The 22061-nt window shown below is 64.3% G+C and carries 25 protein-coding genes and 1 tRNA gene; 12 read left to right on the forward strand and 14 right to left on the reverse strand.

The genetic code is table 11. From position 1 onward, the window contains the following. On the forward strand, positions 1–119 hold a 119-nt coding region (locus AC5FRW_RS14650; RefSeq protein WP_493569381.1), incomplete at its 5' end, for an integrase core domain-containing protein. Between the two features lie 226 nt (positions 120–345). Here AC5FRW_RS14650 and AC5FRW_RS14655 read toward each other — a convergent pair. Beyond that, on the reverse strand, positions 346–831 hold the full coding sequence (locus tag AC5FRW_RS14655; protein ID WP_493569208.1) for a type IV pilin: 486 nt from the start codon (positions 829–831) through the stop codon (positions 346–348). A 115-nt stretch (positions 832–946) separates the two neighbouring features. Between AC5FRW_RS14655 and dnaJ the strand changes: the two genes are divergently transcribed. The 3 genes from dnaJ (at position 947) to AC5FRW_RS14670 (ending at position 3144) form a co-directional block, all read left to right on the forward strand. Further along, positions 947–2107: a molecular chaperone DnaJ gene (gene dnaJ / locus AC5FRW_RS14660; RefSeq protein ID WP_493569209.1), complete on the forward strand. Its 1161-nt coding sequence runs from the start codon at positions 947–949 to the stop codon at positions 2105–2107. Positions 2108–2152: 45 nt separating this feature from the next. Then, the gene (locus AC5FRW_RS14665) at positions 2153–2893 is read left to right on the forward strand and encodes a hypothetical protein (protein ID WP_493569210.1); all 741 of its coding nucleotides are present in this window, start codon (positions 2153–2155) and stop codon (positions 2891–2893) included. A 65-nt stretch (positions 2894–2958) separates the two neighbouring features. Continuing rightward, entirely contained in the window at positions 2959–3144 is a 186-nt protein-coding gene (locus AC5FRW_RS14670) for a DUF7333 family protein (RefSeq protein ID WP_493569211.1), read from the forward strand. Positions 3145–3342: 198 nt separating this feature from the next. On the opposite strand, the gene AC5FRW_RS14675 is transcribed toward AC5FRW_RS14670, so the two are convergent. Together AC5FRW_RS14675 and AC5FRW_RS14680 are read right to left on the reverse strand one after the other, a co-directional pair. Then, a complete protein-coding gene (locus AC5FRW_RS14675; protein WP_493569212.1) occupies positions 3343–4086 on the reverse strand; it encodes a hypothetical protein in 744 nt (247 codons plus the stop codon). Positions 4087–4192: 106 nt separating this feature from the next. Further along, complete coding sequence (locus AC5FRW_RS14680) at positions 4193–4981, reverse strand: aldo/keto reductase (protein ID WP_493569382.1); 789 nt, start codon at positions 4979–4981, stop codon at positions 4193–4195. A 159-nt stretch (positions 4982–5140) separates the two neighbouring features. Here AC5FRW_RS14680 and AC5FRW_RS14685 point away from each other — a divergent pair, with 159 nt between their 5' ends. Then, the gene (locus tag AC5FRW_RS14685) at positions 5141–5794 is read left to right on the forward strand and encodes a halocyanin domain-containing protein (protein ID WP_493569213.1); all 654 of its coding nucleotides are present in this window, start codon (positions 5141–5143) and stop codon (positions 5792–5794) included. 21 nt (positions 5795–5815) lie between these two features. Here the strand turns inward: AC5FRW_RS14685 and AC5FRW_RS14690 are convergent, their stop codons facing one another. Next, positions 5816–6346 carry a type II toxin-antitoxin system RatA family toxin gene (locus tag AC5FRW_RS14690; protein WP_493569214.1) on the reverse strand — a complete coding sequence of 177 codons (531 nt, stop codon included), beginning with the start codon at positions 6344–6346 and terminating at the stop codon, positions 5816–5818. A gap of 138 nt (positions 6347–6484) precedes the next feature. Between AC5FRW_RS14690 and coaBC the strand changes: the two genes are divergently transcribed. Then, positions 6485–7642, forward strand: coding sequence for a bifunctional phosphopantothenoylcysteine decarboxylase/phosphopantothenate--cysteine ligase CoaBC (coaBC, locus tag AC5FRW_RS14695; RefSeq protein WP_493569215.1), 1158 nt, complete (start codon positions 6485–6487; stop codon positions 7640–7642). Here coaBC and mnhG read toward each other — a convergent pair. Genes mnhG through mbhE form a run of 7 tightly spaced genes read right to left on the reverse strand, consistent with a single transcriptional unit; the run spans position 7639 to position 13769 of the window. Next, positions 7639–7989 carry a monovalent cation/H(+) antiporter subunit G gene (gene mnhG, locus AC5FRW_RS14700; protein ID WP_493569383.1) on the reverse strand — a complete coding sequence of 117 codons (351 nt, stop codon included), beginning with the start codon at positions 7987–7989 and terminating at the stop codon, positions 7639–7641. The genes coaBC and mnhG overlap by 4 nt on opposite strands. A gap of 5 nt (positions 7990–7994) precedes the next feature. Further along, complete coding sequence (locus AC5FRW_RS14705; protein ID WP_493569216.1) at positions 7995–8288, reverse strand: MrpF/PhaF family protein; 294 nt, start codon at positions 8286–8288, stop codon at positions 7995–7997. Further along, positions 8278–8895, reverse strand: coding sequence for a Na+/H+ antiporter subunit E (locus tag AC5FRW_RS14710; protein ID WP_493569217.1), 618 nt, complete (start codon positions 8893–8895; stop codon positions 8278–8280). Before AC5FRW_RS14710 ends, AC5FRW_RS14705 begins: the two co-directional genes overlap by 11 nt. Further along, positions 8892–10523, reverse strand: coding sequence for a complex I subunit 5 family protein (locus AC5FRW_RS14715; protein WP_493569218.1), 1632 nt, complete (start codon positions 10521–10523; stop codon positions 8892–8894). The genes AC5FRW_RS14710 and AC5FRW_RS14715 overlap by 4 nt, the downstream gene beginning before the upstream one ends. Continuing rightward, positions 10520–10852, reverse strand: a complete 333-nt coding sequence (locus tag AC5FRW_RS14720) for a sodium:proton antiporter (protein ID WP_493569219.1) — start codon at positions 10850–10852, stop codon at positions 10520–10522. Before AC5FRW_RS14720 ends, AC5FRW_RS14715 begins: the two co-directional genes overlap by 4 nt. Continuing rightward, a complete protein-coding gene (locus AC5FRW_RS14725; protein WP_493569220.1) occupies positions 10849–11325 on the reverse strand; it encodes an MnhB domain-containing protein in 477 nt (158 codons plus the stop codon). The genes AC5FRW_RS14720 and AC5FRW_RS14725 overlap by 4 nt, the downstream gene beginning before the upstream one ends. After that, entirely contained in the window at positions 11322–13769 is a 2448-nt protein-coding gene (gene mbhE / locus AC5FRW_RS14730) for a hydrogen gas-evolving membrane-bound hydrogenase subunit E (RefSeq protein WP_493569221.1), read from the reverse strand. Before mbhE ends, AC5FRW_RS14725 begins: the two co-directional genes overlap by 4 nt. 291 nt (positions 13770–14060) lie before the next feature. Here mbhE and AC5FRW_RS14735 point away from each other — a divergent pair, with 291 nt between their 5' ends. The 5 genes from AC5FRW_RS14735 to hpt all read left to right on the forward strand — a co-directional run bounded on the left by AC5FRW_RS14735 (position 14061) and on the right by hpt (position 17019). Beyond that, positions 14061–14534: a type IV pilin domain-containing protein gene (locus AC5FRW_RS14735; protein WP_493569222.1), complete on the forward strand. Its 474-nt coding sequence runs from the start codon at positions 14061–14063 to the stop codon at positions 14532–14534. 144 nt (positions 14535–14678) lie between these two features. Then, entirely contained in the window at positions 14679–15257 is a 579-nt protein-coding gene (locus tag AC5FRW_RS14740; RefSeq protein WP_493569223.1) for a DUF7344 domain-containing protein, read from the forward strand. A 490-nt stretch (positions 15258–15747) separates the two neighbouring features. Next, positions 15748–16203 carry a type IV pilin domain-containing protein gene (locus AC5FRW_RS14745; protein ID WP_493569224.1) on the forward strand — a complete coding sequence of 152 codons (456 nt, stop codon included), beginning with the start codon at positions 15748–15750 and terminating at the stop codon, positions 16201–16203. Positions 16204–16275: 72 nt separating this feature from the next. Further along, positions 16276–16413 carry a hypothetical protein gene (locus tag AC5FRW_RS14750; protein ID WP_493569225.1) on the forward strand — a complete coding sequence of 46 codons (138 nt, stop codon included), beginning with the start codon at positions 16276–16278 and terminating at the stop codon, positions 16411–16413. Between the two features lie 36 nt (positions 16414–16449). Further along, entirely contained in the window at positions 16450–17019 is a 570-nt protein-coding gene (gene hpt / locus AC5FRW_RS14755) for a hypoxanthine/guanine phosphoribosyltransferase (RefSeq protein ID WP_493569226.1), read from the forward strand. Between the two features lie 1058 nt (positions 17020–18077). On the opposite strand, the gene AC5FRW_RS14760 is transcribed toward hpt, so the two are convergent. The 3 genes from AC5FRW_RS14760 to AC5FRW_RS14770 form a co-directional block, all read right to left on the reverse strand. Continuing rightward, positions 18078–18152, reverse strand: a tRNA-Met gene (locus tag AC5FRW_RS14760). A gap of 132 nt (positions 18153–18284) precedes the next feature. Next, complete coding sequence (locus AC5FRW_RS14765; protein ID WP_493569227.1) at positions 18285–18749, reverse strand: GtrA family protein; 465 nt, start codon at positions 18747–18749, stop codon at positions 18285–18287. Next, positions 18742–19509, reverse strand: coding sequence for a glycosyltransferase (locus AC5FRW_RS14770; protein WP_493569228.1), 768 nt, complete (start codon positions 19507–19509; stop codon positions 18742–18744). The genes AC5FRW_RS14765 and AC5FRW_RS14770 overlap by 8 nt, the downstream gene beginning before the upstream one ends. Before the next feature lie 102 nt (positions 19510–19611). Here AC5FRW_RS14770 and AC5FRW_RS14775 point away from each other — a divergent pair, with 102 nt between their 5' ends. After that, entirely contained in the window at positions 19612–22023 is a 2412-nt protein-coding gene (locus AC5FRW_RS14775) for a DUF2298 domain-containing protein (RefSeq protein ID WP_493569229.1), read from the forward strand. The last annotated feature ends 38 nt before the right edge of the window (positions 22024–22061 follow it).

Raw genomic sequence — 22061 nt, forward strand, 5'->3', positions numbered from 1 at the left:
GGCGGGGCAGTCAATCCAGCGCCAGACGGTGGTTACAACGCTTCAAACACCATTACAACCACGAACGACCCAATCAAGCGCTCGACGGACGAACGCCGGCTCAGGAGGTCCAGAACTAGACAGTGCCGCAAGCGTCGTTATGTAGTTGATGCTAGAGAATGTGACGCTTGGTCGAACAGGCTGGCTGGTGGTGTCTTCGGACGAAATGTTCGGGCAGACTCCCCGTTCGTGTGGGCTACGCTCGGTGTGTGGTGTGGCTCGATGGCACCGCTCGGTATGGGCTGGCGCAATCATGCGCTCGCTGCCGACCGCCGTCTACCGCCGGTGCCGATACGGATCGGCCGATCACTCGTCGAACAGCACGACCGTTTGCGTGTCCGGTGCGCCGAACGGTCGCCCGCGCCAGCGAACCGTGATCGTCTCGTCGCCGCCTAACTCGAAGCCGACGGTCGCGTCGGCGTCGAAGAAGTCACCGTCGTCGTCACTGTCGACCTGTGGATCGTCGACGGTGAGCCGCTCTCCTTGCTCGACCGGGAACGCGGCGACGCCACGCTCACCAGCCCACGTCACGTTCTCCGAGTGTCGTCCGTCCGAGACAGAGACGACGAGCGCGTCGCCCGCCGGTATCGCGCCACCACCGTCGTGGGTGATCGTGTATTGCTTTGCCGCGTCGTCGTAGGTCACCTCGAAGTCGACCGCCGGTGGTCCACCGACGGTCGGTACGCCGGCAGTCGCGACGGTCGCGATGAGTGCGACGGCCAGCACTGTGACCACCCACGCGCCGACTCGCTCGACGCCCAGGGCCGCTCGAAGGTATTCGCGCAACGCCATCTATTCGTGGCTGTTTCGGGACAGTCTTGAATCGGTCGGTGCCGACCTGCGCGGCCCGCCAACACCGCCGACCCGTTCTTTTCAAGTAGCTCAATCATCTACAGGTGGATAACGAATGAGCGAGGACTTCTACGAAGTACTCGGGGTCTCCCGGGATGCCAGCGAGGACGAAATCAAGGACGCGTACCGGAAGAAAGCACAGGAGTACCACCCGGACGTCTCCGACCACGAGGACGCAGAGGAGAAGTTCAAGAAGATACAGAAAGCCAAAGAAGTCCTCACCGACGACGAAAAGCGCCAGATGTACGATCAGGTCGGTCACGAACGCTTCGAACAAGCAGAGAAGCACGGGGGCGTCGGCGGCGCTGGCGGCGGCCGCGGCGGCAGCGGGCCGTTCGGCGGCGCTGGCGGTGGCGGGGGCAACCCCTTCGGCGGTGGCATGGGCGACATCTTCGATCAGTTCTTCGGCGGCGGCGGTCGTGGCCGGAGCGGACCACAGCAGGGGCAGGACCTCAAGACCTCGGTGACGATCGATCTCGAAGACGCCTACAACGGCGTCGAGAAGGAACTGACCGTCCGCCGGCCCGAGACCTGTCCCGACTGCGACGGCCGGGGTCACCCCGAGGACAGCGACTCTCGAACCTGCCCGCAGTGTAACGGGCAGGGCCAGCAGACCCGCGTCCAGCAGACACCGATGGGACGAGTCCAGCAGACTCAGACCTGCCGGCGCTGTGAGGGCGAGGGGACACTGTACGACGAGACCTGCGGGACCTGCCGTGGCGAGGGCGAAGTTCGAAACGAGGCGACGCTGTCGGTCGAGGTTCCGGCCGGGATTCAGGACGGCCAGACGCTACGGATGGACGGCGAAGGCGCGCCCGGCGACCGGGGCGCACGTAACGGCGACCTCCTGATCGAAGTCTCGGTTCGCGACCACCCCGACTTCGAACGCGACGGCGCGGACCTGCACTACCACCTCCCGCTTTCGTTCCCGCAGGTCGTCTTCGGCGACACCGCCGAGGTCGAGACGTTCGACGGCACCGTCGAGTTCGACGTGCCTGCAGGGACCCAGAGTGGCGAAGTGTTCCGCCTCTCGGGTAAGGGAATGCCCCGCCTCCGCAGACGGGGCAGCGGCGACCTCTACGTCGAGGTACAGGTCGTCACCCCCGAAGAACTGACCGACGAACAGCGCGAAGCGCTCACGCAGTTCGCCGAGGCCGGCGGCGAGGACGTCTCCGTCGACGAAGGGTTCTTCGAGAAGATCAAGAACTCACTCTAGTCCGGAATCCACCGACTTTTGAGACGCCAGTGCGTAGCCTCGGCTATGCAGGTACTGGGTGACCTCGTCGCAGACGCGCGTCAGCGCGAGGGCGCGCTGTTCGAATCGACCGAGCGGGCCGCGCCGTACAGCTACGGTGATTTCGCGGTCACCGTCTGGAAGACCGGGAACCTCCTCCGTCACTACGGCGTGCGGGAGGGGGCCCGCGTCGCCGTCGTGGCCGGGCCGAAAGCACCGACGGCGGAGAACGAACCGGGATGGCTCGGTGGGACGCCCGATCCGGTGGTAGCCTTCCTCGCGGGGGCTGTCGACGGTGCCATCGTCGATATGGACCCGCCTGCGGCCGTCGACGCCAAAGTAATGATCGCTCCGAACGACTGGCTCGCCGACTACTCGCTCGGACCGGGGACGAAGGCACTGGCCTACGGCGGGCCGCCCGAGGACCCGACGGTCGCACACCTCGAACGGGAGTCCTGGAGCGAGAATCCGCTCGAACCGCCCGCGACGGTCGATCCCGGTGATCCGGTGCTTGCAGCCGACCGGACCTACAGCCACGGCGACCTCCTGACTGCCAGCCGCGGGGTCGTCGACGAGTACGATCTGTCGGCCGACGACGAGGTCGTGCTTCGGACGCCGCTGACGGACCCCGGCACTATCGTCGCGGGCATCCTCGCCCCGATGCGGGTCGGCGCGACCGTCGTGATCGGCCCCGATGCGACCGGCACCGTCGCTGTCGGCGATGGCGGCCCGGAAGAACGTGTGATCGATCCCGGCGCTGTCTTGTAGAATCCATATCTCTCCATCCACTTGACTTCGTTAACAGTTTAGTCAGTCCAGCCACAAACGCCGGTATGGAATTCGACTTCTCGCGGTCTGTGATTCCACTCGTCGTGATCGTTGCCATCGCAACGGTCGCGCTCACGACTATGATGACCCCCACAACCGTCTTCATGATGGTATTGCCTACGATGATCGTCTTCTCGATCATCGTGTTCTTCCTCGGGATGAAACACGGTGAGTTCCGCGCCACGCCGTAGCCGAACAGGTCGATTATCTCTCGGTAGTGAGGTTCATGCTCAGATCAAGGCGTGCCGGTTCCACGAAGCAGTGCTACCGAGTGATACGTTGGCTCTTGCGCACGGTTCTGAACGGAATCGTGTAAGCGGTCGTCGGGGCTTTCCCACATGCTGTACCAACCGTCGCAACCGAAATCGACGGAATCCGACTCCGCTCGTTTATTCTGTGGGTCTGACCAGATCCGCCAGCGTGACGAGAACACCGAGGAGCCAGCCGAGCGGGATCGAGATGCCAAGCCAGATGAGCGCGTGGGCAGCGCCTTCGCGCTCGAAGTTGGCCCGGAGGTAGTCGCCCACACCGACCGGGTCCATCACGTTAAAGAGGAGCCAGCGGGCGAGGCTGTCGCTGAGCGGGATGACGGTGTCGGCGACGGCCGGCGAGAACAGCGCGGCGACGACTGGCGGGAGGAAGATGGCAGTCACGCCGAAGGGATACGAGACAAGCACCGTCACGGGCCGGCCGTCGATCCGTCGCGTGGATACCGCAAGCGCCGCGGAGACGGTCGCGACACCGCTGGCGGCGGCGACGGCGGTGATCCCGCCGGTCGCCAGATCGAGTCGGAAGCGTGCGAGCGCGATCAGTGCCCCCCAGACGAGGACCGAGAGCAGGACGACGCCGACGACGCCCAGTCGGGTCGCGGTGCTGTCGACCCGGCGGGTCTGAAATCGGAGGAACGCACCGAGAAGCACGAGTGGATAGACGACGGCGATGACGGGCACGCCGACGACAGACCAGAGTCGGTAGAGTACCTTGCCGACCTGACTGTCCGGCGTCCACTTTCCAAGTACCGTGTTGTCGGCCCCACGCTGGCGCGGATAGACGAGTTCCATCCACGTCTCGTGCAGGCGCTTGAGATCGATTCGAACACCTCCGGCGATGCCCTGTTCGCTCCCGACTGACATACGTGCTCGTTTGGCCGGCCCCTATTTAACCACTTGTGGCCGGCGAGCCGTCAGTTTTCGACACTTTCACTCCCACTGTCGTTCCGCTGTGGAACTGACCCAGCCGTTACCAGCTATCGGGGCCGAAGTCGGGGTCGACGCGCCGGTCGGTCCGGTCGATGGCGTCGATCCGTTCGATCTCCGCGTCGCTCAACGTCAGATCGAGACTCGCCCAGTTGTCCTCGATGTGTTCGCGACTCGTCGCCTTGGGGATCGCAGTGACGCCCTTCTCGCGGAGCCACGCGAGACTGACCTGTGCCTCGCTGACGCCGTGGTCCGTCGCGATGTCGTTCAGTTCGGGCACGTCGAAGACGGTGCCGCGTGCCAGCGGCGAGTACGCGACGAGGTTCAGATCGGTCTCGTCGGCGTAGCGTCTGAGTTCGTCCTGCTGGAGGAGCGGGTGCATCTCCACCTGATTGGCGAAGATCGGTTCGTCGAGGACCTCTCGGGCCTGGTCGACGTGGTGTGGCTCGAAGTTCGAGACGCCGATCCGGTCGATCAGGCCCCGGTCGAGCAGTTCGCCGAAGGCCGGTAGCGTCTCCTCGGGATCGTACGCCCGGGCCGGCCAGTGGACGTAGAGCAGATCGACCGAGTCGACACCGAGTTTGTCGAGGCTGTCTTCGGTACTCGCGATCACGTCGTCGTGTGCCAGCTGGCTGATCCACACCTTCGTCGCGAGGAAGATGTCCTCGCGGTCGACATCGGCGCGTGCGATCCCCTCGCCGACATCGGCCTCGTTGCCGTAGATCTGTGCGGTGTCGACGTGGCGATAGCCCATCTCCAGTGCCGTCTTGACGCTCTCGGCACACTGCTCGCCGTCGGTGTTCTCCCATGTTCCGAGTCCGAGCATCGGCATTCCGTCGGCGGTCGGCACGCCTGTTGTGGTGTGGTGGTCGCTCATCACACTTTTCGAGGAGTGTCGTACACAAGTGGGTTGTGCCATCACGGTTTGGCCGTCCCCACAGGTGGGAACCGTATCGAAGTATTCACTACGGGGGACCCCCAAGCGCCGCGTATGACAGACGGGACAGCCGACGTCTCACGGCGTGCCTTCATGCGCACGGCCGCGGGCGCGACGACCGCCGCCGCGGCGACCGGCACCGTTGCCGCACAGGAATCGGAGGACAGTGGCGGGGAAAGCGGCCCGCCGGACTTCGGTAGCTGGTTCGCCAGTACGGACAACTTCAGTGAGACCCAAGATTCGACTGGGCAGGACGAGGTGACCGTCAAAGTGGGGACCCAGGCCAACGGTGGGGCCTTTGGTTTCGGACCCGCTGCGGTCCACGTCGACAACGGCGCGACCGTCAAGTTCGAATGGACTGGCGAGGGTGGGACCCACAACGTCGTCTCCGATGGCGACGGCCCGCTCGATTCTGGTAGCGCCGTCGACACGACCGGCGTCCAGTACGAGCACACCTTCGAAGAGGACGGTATCTACAAGTACTACTGCGTGCCCCACGAGGGACTCGGCATGAAGGGTGCCGTCGTCGTCGGCTCGGACTACCCGACCAAAGACACCGGCGGCGGCGGTGGCGGCAGTTCCGCGCAGCCACCCCTCCCCGAAAGCGTCAAATCGCTCGGCGTGGCGACCTCCGTCGTCATGACCGCGACGCTCGGACTCGCGTACGTGTTCATGAAGTACGGCGGCGACTACGACACACCCAACTAGTCGTCTCTCGCTTTTTGTCGTTTAGACCGCGTCTGGACTGGTGTGAATCGTCAGTTCGACCTCGCGACGCCGCCCTTCGAGGTCGGCGACGATCCGTTCGACGACCCGCTCTGCCTCCTCCTGAATCAGTGGTTTGACCTTCTCGATGACCCAGTCCATCGACACCAGTCGCGGTAAATCGAGCGCGTCCGAGGACGCCGATCCCGGGTCGAACTCGACGGTGAGTCGTACCTCACAGGCGTGGTCTTCCCCGTCCGGGGCTTCCTCCGGCATGGGCGTGATCCGCCAGTGGCCGGTCGCGTGCAGGTCTTTCGTGATCTTCCAGTCGATCTCGGTCGGTCGATCGATCGCGACCACCTCTGATTTGGCGGTGTAACTGAGCTTCCACCACGCGAAGCGAAGCGCGTACTTCGTTCCCGGTGAGCCGTCGCCCTGCTGTGCCACGTCTTTCAGATACTTCGAGTAGCGCGCGTAGCCCGGGAAGTCCATCAGAAACTCGAACACCTCCGCGGGCGGCACGTAGACGACTGTACTGACGTCGACGGAGTCCACATCCTGACAAGGGTGTCGGGTACCAAATGCTTGCCCCCTTTCGACGAGGCTGTCGTCGTTCGATGGGCCGGCCAGACCCCAAAGCAGTGACCGAGCGCAATACCAGTATATATACTGCCACGCGTCCAATCGCCGCCAATGCTTTCGGGAGTGAACGTCGCGCTGGGCGTGACCGGGTCGATCGCGGCGGTCAAGACTGTCGAACTCGCGCACGAACTGCGGCGACAGGGCGCGACCGTCCGGGCCGTCGTCACGGACAGCGCCACCGGAATCGTCCACCCGTGGGCCGTCGAGTTTGGGACGGACAATCCGGTCGTGACGGAGTTGACGGGGGCCGTCGAACACGTCGAACTGTGTGGCGTCGACGGCTGGGCCGACGTGTTTCTGATCGCGCCCGCGACGGCCAACACCGTCGGCAAGATCGCTGCGGCGATCGACGACTCGCCGGTGACGACGTGTGCGACGACGGCCCTCGGTGCGGACGTGCCCGTCGTGATCGCCCCGGCGATGCACGAGCCGATGTACGACCATCCGGGCGTCCTCGATGCCATCGAGCGCGTCGAGTCGTGGGGCGTCGACTTCGTCGATCCACGCATCGAGGAGGGGAAGGCGAAGATCGCGAGCGAGGACGCCATCGTCACGGCCACGGCCCGGGCAGCGAGTGACCGACCACTCGCGGGTCGACACGTCGTGGTCACCAGCGGCGCGACCGCCGAATCGATCGATCCGATCCGAACGCTCTCGAATCGGGCCTCCGGCCGGACCGGTCGCGCGGTCGCGCGCGCCTGCCACGTCGCGGGCGCGGACGTGACACTCGTCCACGACGGCCCGGACGTAGCTTACGCGACGGTCGAATCGGTCGAGAGTGCCGCCGAGATGACAGCGGCCACCGTCGACGCGTGTGCCGACGCCGACGCCCTGCTCTCGGCGGCAGCTATCTCCGACTACACGGTCGAGCGCCGCGACGAGAAGATCAAGTCCGGCGAGTCGTCACTGACACTCGAACTCACACCGACGCCGAAACTCGTCGACACGGTCCGAGAGACCCACTCCGACCTCGCCATCGTCGGGTTCAAAGCCGAGACTGGCGTCGACGACGAGACGTTGATCGAGCGTGCCCGGGCGATCCGCGACCGGGTCGACATGGCCTTCGTCGTCGCCAACGACGCCGACGTGATGGGCGCGGACCGAACGCGAGCGCTCGTCGTCGACACGGAGACGGCGACGAACTACGAGGGCGACAAGACGGGGCTGGGCGAGCGCGTCGCGACCGAACTGGCCGCGCGACTCGACTAGTCGTCGGCGGGTTCGTTTTCGGTGCCCGTCTCGACCTGTTCGGGCCAGACCGCCTCGCCGTAGAACGGCACACCCATCTTCTGGGCCGCGCGGGAAATCATGTGCGCACCCGTGGGTGCCGTCAGGAACAGGAAGACGATGCCGACGAGGGAGGTGAGACCGGCACCCTCCGGGCCGTAGTACACCGTGGCCGCCAGAAAGAGCGACGCGGCTCCGAGCGTCGTCGCCTTGCTCGTGGCGTGCATCCGGTTGTACACGTCGGGCAGGCGGATGAGTCCGATCGTTCCGATCGCCAGGAAGAAGCTCCCGACGACGACCAGTGCCGTGACGACGACGGCCTGTAGCATGGTGGTCATGGTTCGATGATGTCCCCCTCCGTGACGAAGCGTGCGACGGCGATCGTACTGATAAATCCGATGATCGCCAACACGAGACTGACCGTGATGAAAAGCCCCGTTTCCGTCACCAGCGCGTAGAGGGTCGCGATGGCGACGACGTTCGTTCCGATGGTGTCGAGTGCGACGACGCGGTCGGGCGTCGTCGGACCGACGATGACGCGATAGCCCGCAAGCAGCGTCACGCTGCAGGCGAGTATCAGCCCGCCCTGCAACACGAGTTCGAGGAACTGGAAGCTCTCACCGGCCATCGTCCTCACCTCCTGTCGTGACCTCTTCGGTCTCCGGGGTCTCGGTTGCCGCATCGAACGCATCGTCTTTGGGAACGCGTGGCACCGATGCCGACGGCGCACGCTCCTCGTCGAAAATCCGCAGCGCGTAGTCCTCCCAGCTACGGATCGGGTCGACGACCTCGGCACGGGTGGTCGCGGCCAGCGCGTGGACGTACAGTGAATTACGCTCGGCATCGTAGTCCATCGACAGCGTCCCCGGCGTGAGTGTGATCGAGTTCGCGATGGTCGTGATCGCCAGATCCGACTCGACGCGCAGCGGGACTTCCACCACCTTCGGCTCGATCGGCATCGACGGTGAGAGGACGCGCCGCGCCACGTCGATGTTGGCGGTCAGGAGTTCCCAGGCGAACAGCACGACGTAGCCGAGGATGGCTGGGATCGACCGGATCACCTGTCCGACCGGATACGTGTCGGTGTAGAACTGTCGCGTGACAAATGCCAGCGGGACGCCGACCAGCAGGCCGATGATGAACTCGGCGACGATCCGGGACGGTTCCAGTGCCACGCCGCGGACGAACAGCCACAGGAAGGCAAGCCCCAGCCCGATCGCGGGCCAGCGTCTCATCGGTCCACCTCCAGTACCGCGTTCCGGTACGCTTCGGGGTCCGTCGCGGCATGTGCGCCCGCTCGCGCCGACTCCAGCACTGGATCGAACCCGACGCCCAGAGCGACGATAACGACGGCGAGCGCGACGACGACGCCAAGCAGGAGCGGCGAGAGTCGCATGTTCGCGATCAGTTCCGAGGGTTCGCCCCAGAAGCCGAGACTCCACGCCCGCGAGACGTACGCGATCGTCAGGACCGCCCCGACGAGCGCGACCGCGAGACCGAGCCACGCCGACGGCGATCCAGCGGCCATCGCCCGTCCGGCCGTATCGAACACCAGTAGCTTCCCGAAGAAGCCGGTCAGCGGTGGGATGCCGACGAGTGCGAGGCCGCCAACGAAGAAACTGGCCGCCGCCAGCGGCTGTGCCCTGGTCAGGCCGCCCAGATCGTCGAGCCTGACAGAGCCGAGACTCTGCTTTATGCTCCCGCTGAGCAAGAACAGCAGGGCCTTCGCGAGCGCGTGGTTCAACGAGTAGATCAGTGCAGCGACGACGCCCAGTACAGCGATCGCGGGGTCTGTCACCGTCGCCGCGATCGCAAGGGGCAAGATGATGAAGCCGACTTGCCCGATCGAGGAGTAGGCGAACAGACCGTCGAGATCGGGGCGACTCACTGCACCGACGCCGCCGATCAAAACCGACGCCGTCGCCAGCACGAACAGGACCGGCCCGAAGAAAGCGAGGAAGGACGTTCCCGAGAGACCCGGAACGGCGAGATCCCGCGGAAGGGTCCCGGCGGCGAAGACCACGAAGTAGAGCCTGATGATCGCGTAGACGCCGACTTTCTTCGTGACGCCTGCGAGCATGGCCGTCGCGGGCGCGGGGGCGGCCCTGTACGCCGAGGGCACCCAGAACTGGAAGGGGACGATCCCGGCTTTCAGCGCGAACACCGCGAGCAGCAGCGCCGCGAGTCCGAGCACCGGCGTCGGATCGGCGATCGCTGCCCCTGCCGTCCCAGCGTTGGCGAGGCGCATCGAGAGGTCGGCCATGTTGAGCGTGCCGGTCGTGCTGTAGAGACCACCGATCGCCAGCAACATCACGGCCGACCCCATCAGATTCAGGGCGGTGTACTTCAGGGCTGCGTCGGTGTGCTCGCTGCCGCCGTGGAAGACGACGAGGATGTACGACGGCATCAACATCACCTCGAACCAGACGAACAGATTGAACACGTCGCCGGTGAGGAACGACCCGGAGATCCCGACGAGCATGAAGTGAAAGAGCGGATGATACGAGATCGACTGCCCGACCCTGTCGATCGAAACTGTCGAGAAGACGACGGCCGCGACCGCGACGATGGCCGCGATCGCGAGCATGAACACCGACAGCGCGTCGGCGACGAGCGTGATCCCGTAGGGGGCCTGCCAGCCCGAGAGCTGATAGGTGAGGATCGCTCCGGCGTCGGTGACAGACGCCCCCGAGAACACCGCGGCCGGGAGGATTCGCTCGCCAAGCATCGCGACCGCACCGGCGTATGCCAGTACCCCCACGACACTCACGACGCGCTGGACGCGCGGCGCGAAGCGAATCCCCAGTGTGACGATCGCCGTCGCGAGCGCGACCAGCATCGGCAACACGACGATCTCGCTCATCCGCGCACCTCCCTGAGATCGATCGTCCCGTTGGTCTGATAGACCCGGTAGGACAGGCCAAGCGCGAACGCCGTCGTCCCGAAGCCGATGACGATCGCCGTCAGCACCAGCGCCTGCACCAGCGGATCGGTCGTCTCGGCACCGTGCCCGTGACCGTGGAGGATCGGGACGCCACCAGCGAACCCACCCATCGTCACCAGATAGACGTTTGCGGCCTGTGACATGATCGTCAGCCCCCAGACGACCCGCACGAGATCCCGGCGCAGGACGAGGAAGGTCCCGAGCGCGAACAGGGTCCCGAGCACGAGCGCGAGAACGAACTGCGTCATTCTGCACCCACCACCGCGAGGACAGTCAAGAGTGCCCCGACGACGACGGCGTACACGCCCAGATCGAAGACCAGCGCCGAGGCGACCTCGAACTCGCCGTAGATCGGAACGTGGTGGAAGAACCACACCGCCTGCGTGAGGAACGCTTCGCCAAAGAGGATCGCGACGACGCCGCTGCCCGCGGCGAGTGCCAGCCCGGTCGTAACGAGCGTGCCGTACTCGCGCTCGATCCCGGCCTCGTCGCTGAAGGGTGCCGACGGTGCCCGACCGAGCAGTTCCCGTTCGAGGAAGTCCAGTCCGTAGATGACGTAGATCAGCCCCACGGCTGCGACCGTCAGGGTCCCGGCGATGAAGCCACCACCGGGGAGGTTGTGGCCCTGCAGGAGCAGGGCGATCGCCGTCACGACGATGATCGGGAAGACGACGCGTGCGACCGTGCGTGCGATGACTGTCGTATCGTGCTCTGTCGTCACTGAGTCTCACCTCGTGTGCGCATCGCGATCAGGGTCACGATCGACAGGGCCGCCATCGCGACGACGCTGATCTCGCCCAGCGTGTCGAAGGCCCTGAAGTCGACCAAGATCACGTTGACCACGTTGTGGCCGCCACCGGAGTCGAGCAGGAAATTGCCGTGCTCGGCCGGCGGGGGCGCGCGTTCGATAAAGAAGTCTTTCAGGCTCTTGTCGAGGTACGACGGCACGCCGGGCGTCCGGGCCGTCGACAGCAGGACCGTCGCCGCGACCGTGCCACCGACGAGGAGGGACGCGCCCGCGTCCCTGATCGTCGTCCACCGACCCGAGTCACCGTAGAACGCCGGGAGCTTGTCCAGTACCAGCAAGAAGAGCAGGAGTACCAGCGTCTCGATGACCAGCTGGGTCAGCGCCAGATCCGGCGCGTCCGCGAGGATGTAGAAGATCGCGACCATGAATCCCAGAATCGAGAGCGTCAGCACCCCTGCGATGTGGGAGGGGGCGTCCGTCACGGCCGCCGCGCCGACGATGGCGACGACGAGGACGATGCCGATGGCCGGCGTCACGGCGAACGTCGTGAACGCCGGCACCGGGACCGTGGCGGCGACGTACGCCGAGAGTGTCAGGACGCTCGTACCGGCGAGGAACCACAGCGCGTACGTCCGCAGGAGTCCGTTGTGGATCAGGTCGCCAACACCGTTGGCGTCGACCCACGCCGTCGCGCCGTCGTAGTACCAGTTCGGCCGGAGGGGATCGGCGTCGCGGACCTCCCGCAGCGCGTCCCGGATACTATCGTAGAACGGGTAGGCGACAGTGCCGACGGCGACCGTGATGGCGCTCATGGCGAGCCACGGCGAGAGCTTCGTCGGGAGATAGTACGAGAAGTGGACCGCTTCGCCGTGGGCCGGCACCGAACTCTCGATCACCCGTGAGACGAACTGCTCGACCGGGCCGAGATGGACACCGAACACCGCCGTCACGCCGCCGAGACCGACGATGCCGGCAAGCACCGCGAGCAACAGTGGTGGGCCGCGCATCGACCACGGCGGGCTGTGGACGTGCCCCAGTGCGTCGGGTTTCTCACCGAAGAACAGCATCAGGAACCGGATCGAGTAGAGGAACGTAAAGACGCTGCCGAGGACGGCGACGACCGGCAGCAGCCACCAGAGACCGCCGTCGTGGGCAGCCAGTTCCCACGTCGCGTGAAAGAGCAGTTCCTTGGAGTAGAAGCCGTTGAACGGCGGGACGCCGGCCATCCCGAGGGCGGCGACGGCGGTGATGCCCGCCGTCAGCGGGAGGTCCTTCCGAAGGCCGCCGAGTTCGTCGATGGCACGCGTCCCGGCCTCGTGGGCCACGATCCCGGCGACGAGAAACAGCGTCGCCTTGAACAGTGCGTGATTCAGGATGTGAAAGGCACCCGTCTCGGCGCCGAGTAGCCCGATGTGGCTGTCGGCCGTGCTGGCGATCCCGTAGCCGGCGACGATCAAGCCCAGATGCGAGGCCGTCGAGTACGCGAGTAGTTCCTTGATGTCGCTGGCCGTGACCGCAAGCATCGCGGTGACGGTCATCGTGAGGAGTCCCAGCAGCGCGAACAGCAGGACCCACTCGTCGGTGACCAGCAGTGGACGCACGCGCCCGATCAGGTAGACGCCGGCTTTGACCATCGTCGCCGAGTGGAGGAACGCCGACACGGGCGTCGGCGCTTCCATCGCGTTCGGAAGCCAGATGTGCAGCGGGACCTGCGCGGACTTGGCGGCCGCACCGACGCCGACCAGCAGCAAGACCGGGACGAGCAGGCCCTGCTGTCTGAGGGCGGTCTGCATCGCATCGGCGTTTGCAAGCATCGATCCCTCACCGGCGAGTCGGAACGCGGATTCGACGGCGGCCACGTCGAGGGCGACCCAGTGGAGCAAGAGGAAGCCGATCAGCATGAACAGCCCACCGGAGACAGTGATGAACATCGATTTGCGGGCCGCGTACTGGCCCGACTCGTCCTGATAGTGGCCGATCAACAGGAAGGAGGCGACTGAGGTCAGTTCCCAGAACAGGAACAGGGCGATCAGGTCCGCGGCGAAGGCCACGCCCAGCATCGCACCCATGAACGCGAGCAAGGTCGCGTAGTAGCGCTGCTTGCCCGGCTCGGTGTGCATGTAGCCACCGGAATACGTGAACACGAGGACGCCGACACCACTCGCGAGAAAGCCGATCAAAAGCGAGAGACCGTCGACGTAGAAGGAAAGCGAGATATCGAACGCGGGAATCCACTGGAAGGCAACGGCACCTTCCGTTCCGAACTGCGTCGCGATCAGTCCGAAACAAGCTGCTGCGATCGCTGCGGCGAAGTATGCGGTTCGTTCACCGATGACACGATAGACGAATGGGACAGTCGCCGCAGCGAGAAAGGGCAGTGCGACGACGGCCAGTACGATCCCCGCTGTCGGTTGCACGTGCGACCCTCGGGCGACCCACGACTTAATCCTTCTCAAAGTCCGTCGCATGGCGATTCTCATGCCAATTATTGCCGCTGAGTCTGGCCTACAAGGCCACGTTGACCGGTGCCGTCCGGCGTTCAAGCCTGGCCTAATTTTTTCCATTGATACTGGCGCAGGAGTCTTTATTTACCCGTCTCGGGAACCCTCTGACAAGCGCGTGACCGACCACGGATGGCCTGCCCGATGGTGTTCACACCACCGAGTCGGTGGCCGACGTGCCCGGCGCGCGACGAACGGAGACAATCCATGCACGTGAAAGAACTTCTCAACGACGACGAGGCCGTGAGCCCGGTGATCGGTGTCATCCTGATGGTGGCTATCACTGTGATCCTCGCGGCCGTGATCGCAACGTTCGTCCTCGGACTCGGGGATCAGATCAGCAGCACTGCGCCACAGGCCAGTTTCAGTTTCGACTACGACGAGTCAGCGTCGCTTGCGTCGCCCAGTTCCGATCTCAACCTCACTGGTGGTGCGACTCCCGCTGGAAACCTCACCGTCCGACACAGCAGCGGCCAGACGATCGATAACTCCAGTATTCGTATAGCCGCCAACCCCGGTGGAAGCGTCGATGGTAGCAATACGACCTTCGGAGCTAAGATTTCCGCAGGTTCATCGACGACCGTCTCAGTCAGGAGTGACGCAAAGGTCAACCTCGTCTGGCAGAGCAGCGACGGCGGTGACTCCGCGACGCTCGGTCAGTGGACCGGCCCGGACGCCTAAACAGCGACCCGTCGGTCTGATTTCCGTTCTTCTTAGCCATGTTGAGCAACAGATGTACCGCTGCGATTATATACTGTCCCCACCCATCCTGGGACGTGCGAAGGATGGTCGTGACGGAATCTCGAACGCCGGGGTCGATCGGCGATGAGTAACGCGGATGCGACACAGGTCACCGCCCGGGACAAGCTTTCCAAGGGCGAAATATTCGAAGTCCTGCAGAACAAACGCCGCCGGTTCGTCATCCAGTACCTCCGTCGCCACGGCGGCCCCGTCGAACTCGGGGAACTCGCGAACTACGTCGCTTCGTGGGAATACGATTGCGCACGCGACGACATCTCCAAGGCCCAGCGCAAACGGGTGTACACGACGCTGCAGCAGACCCATCTACCCAAGATGGACCGTACGGGAATCGTCGCGTACGACGCCGACGACGGGGTGATCAAGACGACGCCGCAGACGGACGACCTGACGGTGTACCTCGAGATCGTCCCCGGTAGCGAGTTCCCCTGGCGGGAATTCTATCTCTCCTTTGGAGCAGTGAGTCTGGCCATCGTCGCGACGCTGTGGGCCGAGGTATTCCCGTTCACCATGGTCTCGCCGCTCGTCTGGGCGACGCTGTTCGCAAGCATTCTCACCCTCGCAGCGGGGTACCACACCTACTCGGCTCGCGAGATGACCCTCTCGGAATACGAGGAGCCACCGCACGACGAGGACATAGAGTGACAGCACGGCGGTACTCCGACTACGACGGATCGCTGAGAATATTCAATCGACAGGCCACCGATAGACGAAAGTTATCGGTGGCCCAGACTCGAAGGTCACCTCTGGCATGTCGATCACGATCGGCGTGAACGACGACTACGACATCACGTTGGTCTTCCAGGAACCGGACAAGGACGAATCGACGACGCTGGACTCCGACACCGGCCCGGCCGCATGAGCGTCATCTCATGCTCGCTTTCGACAGTCAATCTCGTTCGAGCGGCCGTGGCTACGAAATAGTTGTTACGAACACCGTCCGAATACTATCGGGTCTGCTACCGCTGATTTCCGGTTATAGGTTCTCTTGAAGCGACTCAGGCATTGGTTGAACCGGTAAAACGTAGGAGGGGTATAAGTGCACCCGCCGAAGTGGATGGTAGTAGCACCCACCGCGAGCGGGGGAGGCAGGGGACAGTTCCTTCTCGCTGTGGACGGGTGTGCGTGATCAACCATGGATCTGAAAGCACTATTCAACGACGACGACGCGGTATCGCCTGTCATCGGTGTCATCCTGATGGTCGCCATCACGGTGATTCTGGCAGCCGTCATCGCATCGTTCGTCCTCGGACTCGGCGACCAGGCACAGAGTCAGCAGGCTCCTCAAGCTAGCTTCAATTGGGAGTACGACGGAACGAACGTGACTGTCTCCCACGAATCTGGACAGTCTATTGAAGCAGACAATCTTGTCTTCCGTGGTAGTGGGTTCAACAACGGCGGGACGGCTTGGATTAATGCATCCAACCATAGATGGACGAACGCAACCGATTTCAGTGAGGGAGATTCGGTGAGCGCCGGTTCGAAAGTCGAGGTCGCTGCAGGCAGCAGCTACGATATCAGTCTGATCTACGAGGAGCCAGGAAGCGGCAGCTCAACGACGCTGGACTCCGACACCGGTCCAGACGCATAATCGCGCAGTTCACCTTCTCCATCTTTCGAGGTCGTGAGCGATAGTGTCATCAATGCATGTGATACATTGCGCGTGCACGCTGTGATCTGTTTCGCGACGGCGACCGCGACGATTTTCGTCTGCTTCGCCGCCGTCGAGTACTACGGACTCGGCGAGTCACACGCGATACCGATGATGCGTGTCATCGCCGAGACACTGCCGCTCCGTTGACGACGGGTTTTTGTCCCCGCTCGAAGTACCGCCGACATGGATCAGCTCAAGCAGTCACTGCTCGACGCCCCGATCATCGAGAAAGAGGGGTATCACTACTTCGTCCACCCGATCAGTGACGGTGTCCCGATGCTGCGACCCGAACTGCTCCGTGAGATCGTCATCAAGATCATTCGCAAGGCGGAACTCGAAGACGTCGACAAAATCGTCACACCGGCCGCGATGGGGATCCACATCTCGACTGCGGTCTCGCTGATGACCGACATCCCGCTCGTCGTCGTCCGCAAGCGCCAGTACGGTCTCGACGGCGAGGTCGCACTCTCGCAGGTCACTGGCTACTCCGAGAACGAGATGTACGTCAACGACGTGTACGAAGGCGACCGCGTTCTCGTCCTCGACGACGTGCTCTCGACCGGCGGCACGCTCGCAGCCCTCACCGGCGCGCTCGAAGAGATCGGTGCCGACATCTGCGACATCGTCTGCGTCATCAAGAAGGTCGGCGGCCAGAACAAACTCGAAGACGACGGCTACCACGCGAAGACGCTCATCAACGTCGATGTCGTCGACGGCGAAGTCGTGGTCGTCGACGACCACGGCGACGACTAGACGACCACCTTTTTCCCGCTCGGGTCAGCTTCGCTGACCTCTCGCGGCAACAACGTCCTCAGAGATCGAAGATCTCTGATGTGCTCGCGAGAACACAGTTCTCGCGAACGTGGGTGAAAAAAGCCGGACGCTCCCTTCGGTCGCGTCCGGAGAACCGGGCGACCTGCCGGGTCCTTCGGACCGCTCGGTCGCCCGGATGCTCCAGCAAAGCGATTCCACGCTGCGGTGGCGCACGCTGTCGCGCTCCTGTGGCGCGACAGACATTGTACGAGGTCTTCCTGAACGAAGTGAAGGAAGGATCGGGAGAGCTTGCTCTCCCGATGGATGAGGAGCGCAGTGAAGCGAGCACCGCAATCGGTTGGGGAGGAAGGTGAATGCGGTGTTGTGCGGTGCGTTCCTGGTGGACGATCGGGCGAGGTGCGGTGGGCGGTTCTGCGCGGGCACTATCCGAGCGAGCGTAGCGAGTGAAGATATCCCGCACAGAACCGCCCAGCGTTCCGAGGGCGTTCAGTTCACTCGCCGCTCTGCTCCTCGTTCAGTTGGTCGCTCGAAAATAGCGGGAGGTGGATTTGAACTTGGGGACGAAATGCTCGCTCCCGGCGGTCGCTGCGCGTTCCGTCCTGAGTTCAAATCACCACGTTGTATTTTCGCTGTACACGCGACTCGCTTCGCTCGTCGGTTTGTGTACAGCGAAAATAGCGGGAGGTGGATTTGAACCGGAGGAAGACTCACTGCGTTCGTCTTCCAGGGTTCAAACCACTCCGTACGATCTTCTGTTGCTCACGAATTTGTTCGCAACAGAAATAGCGGGAGGTGGATTTGAACCGGAATCAGACGTGCTCGCTCACTCCATTCGCTGCGCGCGACTGATAGGGTTCAAATCAACGTGTGCTATTTCGAGCGACCGGACCACTCGTCGCTGCGCTTCTCGTTCAGTTGGTCGCTCGAAAATAGCGGGAGGTGGATTTGAACCGCGAGGACTTCGCTTCGCTCGTCCTCTGGGAACAAATCCACTGTTCGAATATTTGCCGCTCGCGAGTTAGCTCGCGGCAAAAGTATAGCGGGAGGTGGATTTGAACCACCGATCTACGGGTTATGAGCCCGCCGGAATCTCCTGGCTATCCCATCCCGCTACTTCTTCGTATCGCCGCCCCCGGATTAAGGGTTGTGATTCGGTCGTCCTCTGTCACTTCCTCCCGCGGTTCGCATCGACAACCGAGTGCGTGGCTGGGTAGTCGACCAGCAGACGGTCCACAGCGGGCCACTCACTCGTGGATACGCCAGGTAAAGAGGCTCTCGAAGACGTAGTTGACGAGCATCGCGATGGCGATAGCGCCACCCTTCACGGCGATGGGCCACAGCTCGACGCCAGCGAGCGAGAGCGGGTACTGAATCTCGTAGACGACCAGCACGGTAACGAGGATAGCCCACTGGAGCGTCGATCCGCCGGCCCGGACGAGATGAGAGCGGAGCAGTCGACGGCCCAGCGACCGGTGGTCGCTGTCGCCCTCGTCGGCGAACGTCCAGGTGTCGTTGACGGCGAACATCACGAGGATCGCGACCTCGATGCCGATGGCGTTTGCGAGTGCGGTCGGGACGCCGAAGAACTGATCGAGGGCGACGAACGTGGTCGTATCGAAGACGGCACCGATCGCGCCGACGGAGGCGAACTTGCCGAACCTGATCCCCGAGAGGAGTTCTTTCAGATGGGGGGTGAATCGACTACTCATCTTTCTCGATCAGTGCCGGCCCCTCCTCACGCCGTGCGGCGATGGCGGTGTGGAGGCGACTGTTGCGGATGCGTTTCGCGCGGTGGCGTGCTCTGAGGAGCGCGGTCCCCATGTTGAGCGACGTGCGTACGGGCGAGACGGTCGATCCCGGTCTGTCCTCCCAGTCGATCGGGACTTCGTCGACGGTCAGATCGAGCGCGCCAGCGATGGCGATCAGTTCCACGTCCCAGGCGAAGCCGGCGTCGTAGAGGTGGTCGCGAACGAGGTCCCAGCCCGCGGCCGTGATCGCCTTCGCGCCACACTGGTAGTCGTACAGCGACACGGCAAGCAGGTGGCCGGCCAGCCACGCGAACCCGTCGCCGAGGAACCGTCGGGCGAAGGTCTGGTGGCTGTGGACGGTCGCGTCGGGGTGGCGACGGGAGCCGACGGCGAGGTCGGCCGAGCCATTGGTGACACGATCGACGATCCGAGCGAACGACGCGGCGTTCGTCGATCCGTCCGCGTCGGCAAAGGATCGTACGTCGGTGTCGATCGCTTCGAAGCCGGCGGTGATCGCCGCACCCTTGCCCCGCCGATACGGGACGGCGTTGATCGTCGCCGGCAGATCGGAGAGTTGCTGGGGAACGCCAGCGTTCGGATCGTCGAGTTCGATCCTGATCACGTCCGGTTCGAGACGGTCGTCTAACGCGGTGACGTAGGACCGCACTCGCTCGACGTTCGGGCGGAACGCGGGGACGACGATACCCACCGACGGAGCCATTCGTTTGTCCAATCACGACGGCGATTAAAAACAGTTCGACTTTCTGCCCGGACACCCGACAGTGCAAAAGACGTATAGTCGATCGTTACACTGTCACGAGTGATGGAATACGGTCTCGTCGCACTCTGGCTCGCGCTCTATCTCGCCTTGCTGGTCGCCGGCAGCGTCGTCGCGAGCTGGCTGTTCCCCCGGTTCGAGGACTACGGCTCCGGTGTCGCGGTACCACTGTCGATCACGGTGCTCTGGCTGGTCACGTTCTTCGTCGGCCGGGTGTCGCTCACCGCCGGGGTCTGGCTCGGCGTTGCCGTCCTCGTCGGTCTGACAGTGCTCGCGGGCTATCGTGACGTGTCAGTCGATCTGGGGCGGATCGGTGAGACCTGTCTCGTGTTTACGATCGCGTTCCTGTTCTGGGTCGGGATGCGCGTGTTCGCCGTGCCGCTGGGTGCGAGTGATCCGGTCATCGCGCCGCTGCCACTGGCGGTCGGCGAGAAGATGCTCGACTTCGGACTCCTGAAGTCGCTCCTGCGCGCACAGACGCTGCCGCCGGAAGACATGTGGTTCGCTGGCGAACCGGTGGCGTACTACTACGGGGGCCACCTCGTCGCAGCGATCCTCGCACGTATCACCGGGACGGCGGGCCGGTTCGCGTACAATCTGGCACTCTCGGGCTTCTACGCGATGCTCGTCACGGCCGTCTACGGCGTCGCCAGCAACGTCGCGGCCGACCGTCAGGTGCCGCGCCGCCTCGCGGGCGGCCTGAGCGTCTTCGCTGTCGCGGTCGCCAGCAATCTCTCGACACCCGGGCGATACCTCCTGTCGGTACTCCCCGACGGGCTCGCCTCGTGGACGGCCGGCGTCCTCGGCATCGAACAGCGCGGCCTCGCGACCGGCACGGAGAACTTCGGCTACTTCGACGCGAGCCGGATCATCAGCGACGACAAAGTCGACTTCGCCTTCCAGTTCCCGGATGCCGGGCCGTCGGCGACCTCGCCGACGATCAACGAATTCCCCTTCTTCGCGTGGTTCAACGGCGACCTCCACGCCCACATGATGAGTACGGCGTTTCTGGTGCTGGCCGCCGCGGTCTGCCTGTCGTACTACCAGACGCCGGCGGGGGAGGTTCGACGGCGGCGACTGCTCCTGTTCGGTGTCCTCCCACCGGTCGCTGGCCTGCTGGCGGTCACGAACACGTGGTCGTTCCCGGCGCCGGCCGGGCTTGCACTCCTGACGGTGTTTCTCGCCCCGGCGGACGCCCGGACGTTGCTTCCCGACGCGGCCGCCGATCGGTTGCCCGGCACGGGTCTGCAACGCGAAGGGTCGAACCTCCTCGTCGGACTTGGCGTTGCCGTCGGCGTCGTCGCGCTCGGACTTCTCTGGTCGCTGCCCTTCTGGCTCGGTCCTGCGAGCGGGCGCGAGATATCCGCCCTGCCCGACCGCTCGTCGCTGGTCGAACTCCTGCTCGTCCACGGACTGTTCCTCGCCGTGTTCGGTGCGTACCTCTCCGGGCGCGGCCGAGAGCTGTTCGGCGAGCAAGCCACCCAGCTCACCCTCGTCACCGTCGGTGGCGTGCTCGTCTTCGGCCTCGCCGACCTCGCGGCACTGGGCCTGTTCGTGCCACTCGTCGGCGCGTGCTGGCTCCTCTCTCGGGAGCGTGCACTCGTCCATCGATACGCCGGCCGCTTTTTCGAGACCGACGAAGCCACGTCCGACGGCGGGACGGATGTCGCCGACTCGTCGTTCGGATCGGATCTGGTCGGCTTCGAGACCGTCCTGATCGTCGCCGGCATCGGGCTGGTGACGCTCGTCGAGTTCGTCTACCTCAAGGAAGGCACCGGGCGGATGAACACCGTGTTCAAGGTGTACATGCAGGTGTGGGTGCTCTGGGGTATCGCCGTCGGTCCGGCACTGGCGTGGTTCCTCACGAACCGCGTCGGGACGCCGTCGACCGACTTCGAACGCTTGCGTGGGGCCGTCGTTCGCGGGGGACTCGCAGTGCTGCTCGTCTCGGCAGGCCTGTACGCACCGCTCGCGGTCTCCAGTAGCTTCGACACCGACGATCCGACACTCGACGGCCTGACCTACCTCGAATCGGAGTACCCCGAAGAGGCGGAAGCGATCCACTGGCTCGACGACCGTGAGGGCCGGCCAGTGATCGTCACCGCTGCACCCGGCGGCTATCGCTGGAACCCATCGGCGGGGAAGGGATCGAGCGCGCCCGCGAGTCTGACCGGCTTACCGACGGTGTTAGGGTGGTTCCACGAGGCACAGTACCGCGGCGACGAGCCGTATCGGGAGCGACTCTCGGACGTACGAACGATCTACACCGGCGAACCGGGCCAGCAGGCCACCGTGCTGGCGAAGTACGACGTGCGCTACGTCTACGTCGGTCCGGCCGAGCGTGCGAAGTACGACCGGATCACGGTCTCGCAGGTCGACGGCGTCGAGCCGATCCGTCGGTACGCTGCGGTGACGATCTATCAGGTCGACCACGACGATCTCGCGGAGAATCGATAGCGTTCGGTGTCCGGTGACAGCGTCGAAAACAGCGGTCG

Source organism: Halomicrobium sp. HArcht3-1, from assembly GCF_058933345.1.

What these genes read in the sequence shown, in the direction of transcription:
- AC5FRW_RS14655 (WP_493569208.1), bottom strand. Translation starts at nt 831, where the DNA reads ATGGCGTTGCGCGAATACCTTCGAGCGGCCCTGGGCGTCGAGCGAGTC.
- dnaJ (WP_493569209.1), top strand. Translation starts at nt 947, where the DNA reads ATGAGCGAGGACTTCTACGAAGTACTCGGGGTCTCCCGGGATGCCAGC.
- AC5FRW_RS14665 (WP_493569210.1), top strand. Translation starts at nt 2,153, where the DNA reads ATGCAGGTACTGGGTGACCTCGTCGCAGACGCGCGTCAGCGCGAGGGC.
- AC5FRW_RS14670 (WP_493569211.1), top strand. Translation starts at nt 2,959, where the DNA reads ATGGAATTCGACTTCTCGCGGTCTGTGATTCCACTCGTCGTGATCGTT.
- AC5FRW_RS14675 (WP_493569212.1), bottom strand. Translation starts at nt 4,086, where the DNA reads ATGTCAGTCGGGAGCGAACAGGGCATCGCCGGAGGTGTTCGAATCGAT.
- AC5FRW_RS14680 (WP_493569382.1), bottom strand. Translation starts at nt 4,981, where the DNA reads ATGCCGATGCTCGGACTCGGAACATGGGAGAACACCGACGGCGAGCAG.
- AC5FRW_RS14685 (WP_493569213.1), top strand. Translation starts at nt 5,141, where the DNA reads ATGACAGACGGGACAGCCGACGTCTCACGGCGTGCCTTCATGCGCACG.
- coaBC (WP_493569215.1), top strand. Translation starts at nt 6,485, where the DNA reads ATGCTTTCGGGAGTGAACGTCGCGCTGGGCGTGACCGGGTCGATCGCG.
- mnhG (WP_493569383.1), bottom strand. Translation starts at nt 7,989, where the DNA reads ATGCTACAGGCCGTCGTCGTCACGGCACTGGTCGTCGTCGGGAGCTTC.
- AC5FRW_RS14705 (WP_493569216.1), bottom strand. Translation starts at nt 8,288, where the DNA reads ATGGCCGGTGAGAGCTTCCAGTTCCTCGAACTCGTGTTGCAGGGCGGG.
- AC5FRW_RS14710 (WP_493569217.1), bottom strand. Translation starts at nt 8,895, where the DNA reads ATGAGACGCTGGCCCGCGATCGGGCTGGGGCTTGCCTTCCTGTGGCTG.
- AC5FRW_RS14715 (WP_493569218.1), bottom strand. Translation starts at nt 10,523, where the DNA reads ATGAGCGAGATCGTCGTGTTGCCGATGCTGGTCGCGCTCGCGACGGCG.
- AC5FRW_RS14720 (WP_493569219.1), bottom strand. Translation starts at nt 10,852, where the DNA reads ATGACGCAGTTCGTTCTCGCGCTCGTGCTCGGGACCCTGTTCGCGCTC.
- AC5FRW_RS14735 (WP_493569222.1), top strand. Translation starts at nt 14,061, where the DNA reads ATGCACGTGAAAGAACTTCTCAACGACGACGAGGCCGTGAGCCCGGTG.
- AC5FRW_RS14740 (WP_493569223.1), top strand. Translation starts at nt 14,679, where the DNA reads ATGAGTAACGCGGATGCGACACAGGTCACCGCCCGGGACAAGCTTTCC.
- AC5FRW_RS14745 (WP_493569224.1), top strand. Translation starts at nt 15,748, where the DNA reads ATGGATCTGAAAGCACTATTCAACGACGACGACGCGGTATCGCCTGTC.
- hpt (WP_493569226.1), top strand. Translation starts at nt 16,450, where the DNA reads ATGGATCAGCTCAAGCAGTCACTGCTCGACGCCCCGATCATCGAGAAA.
- AC5FRW_RS14765 (WP_493569227.1), bottom strand. Translation starts at nt 18,749, where the DNA reads ATGAGTAGTCGATTCACCCCCCATCTGAAAGAACTCCTCTCGGGGATC.
- AC5FRW_RS14770 (WP_493569228.1), bottom strand. Translation starts at nt 19,509, where the DNA reads ATGGCTCCGTCGGTGGGTATCGTCGTCCCCGCGTTCCGCCCGAACGTC.
- AC5FRW_RS14775 (WP_493569229.1), top strand. Translation starts at nt 19,612, where the DNA reads ATGGAATACGGTCTCGTCGCACTCTGGCTCGCGCTCTATCTCGCCTTG.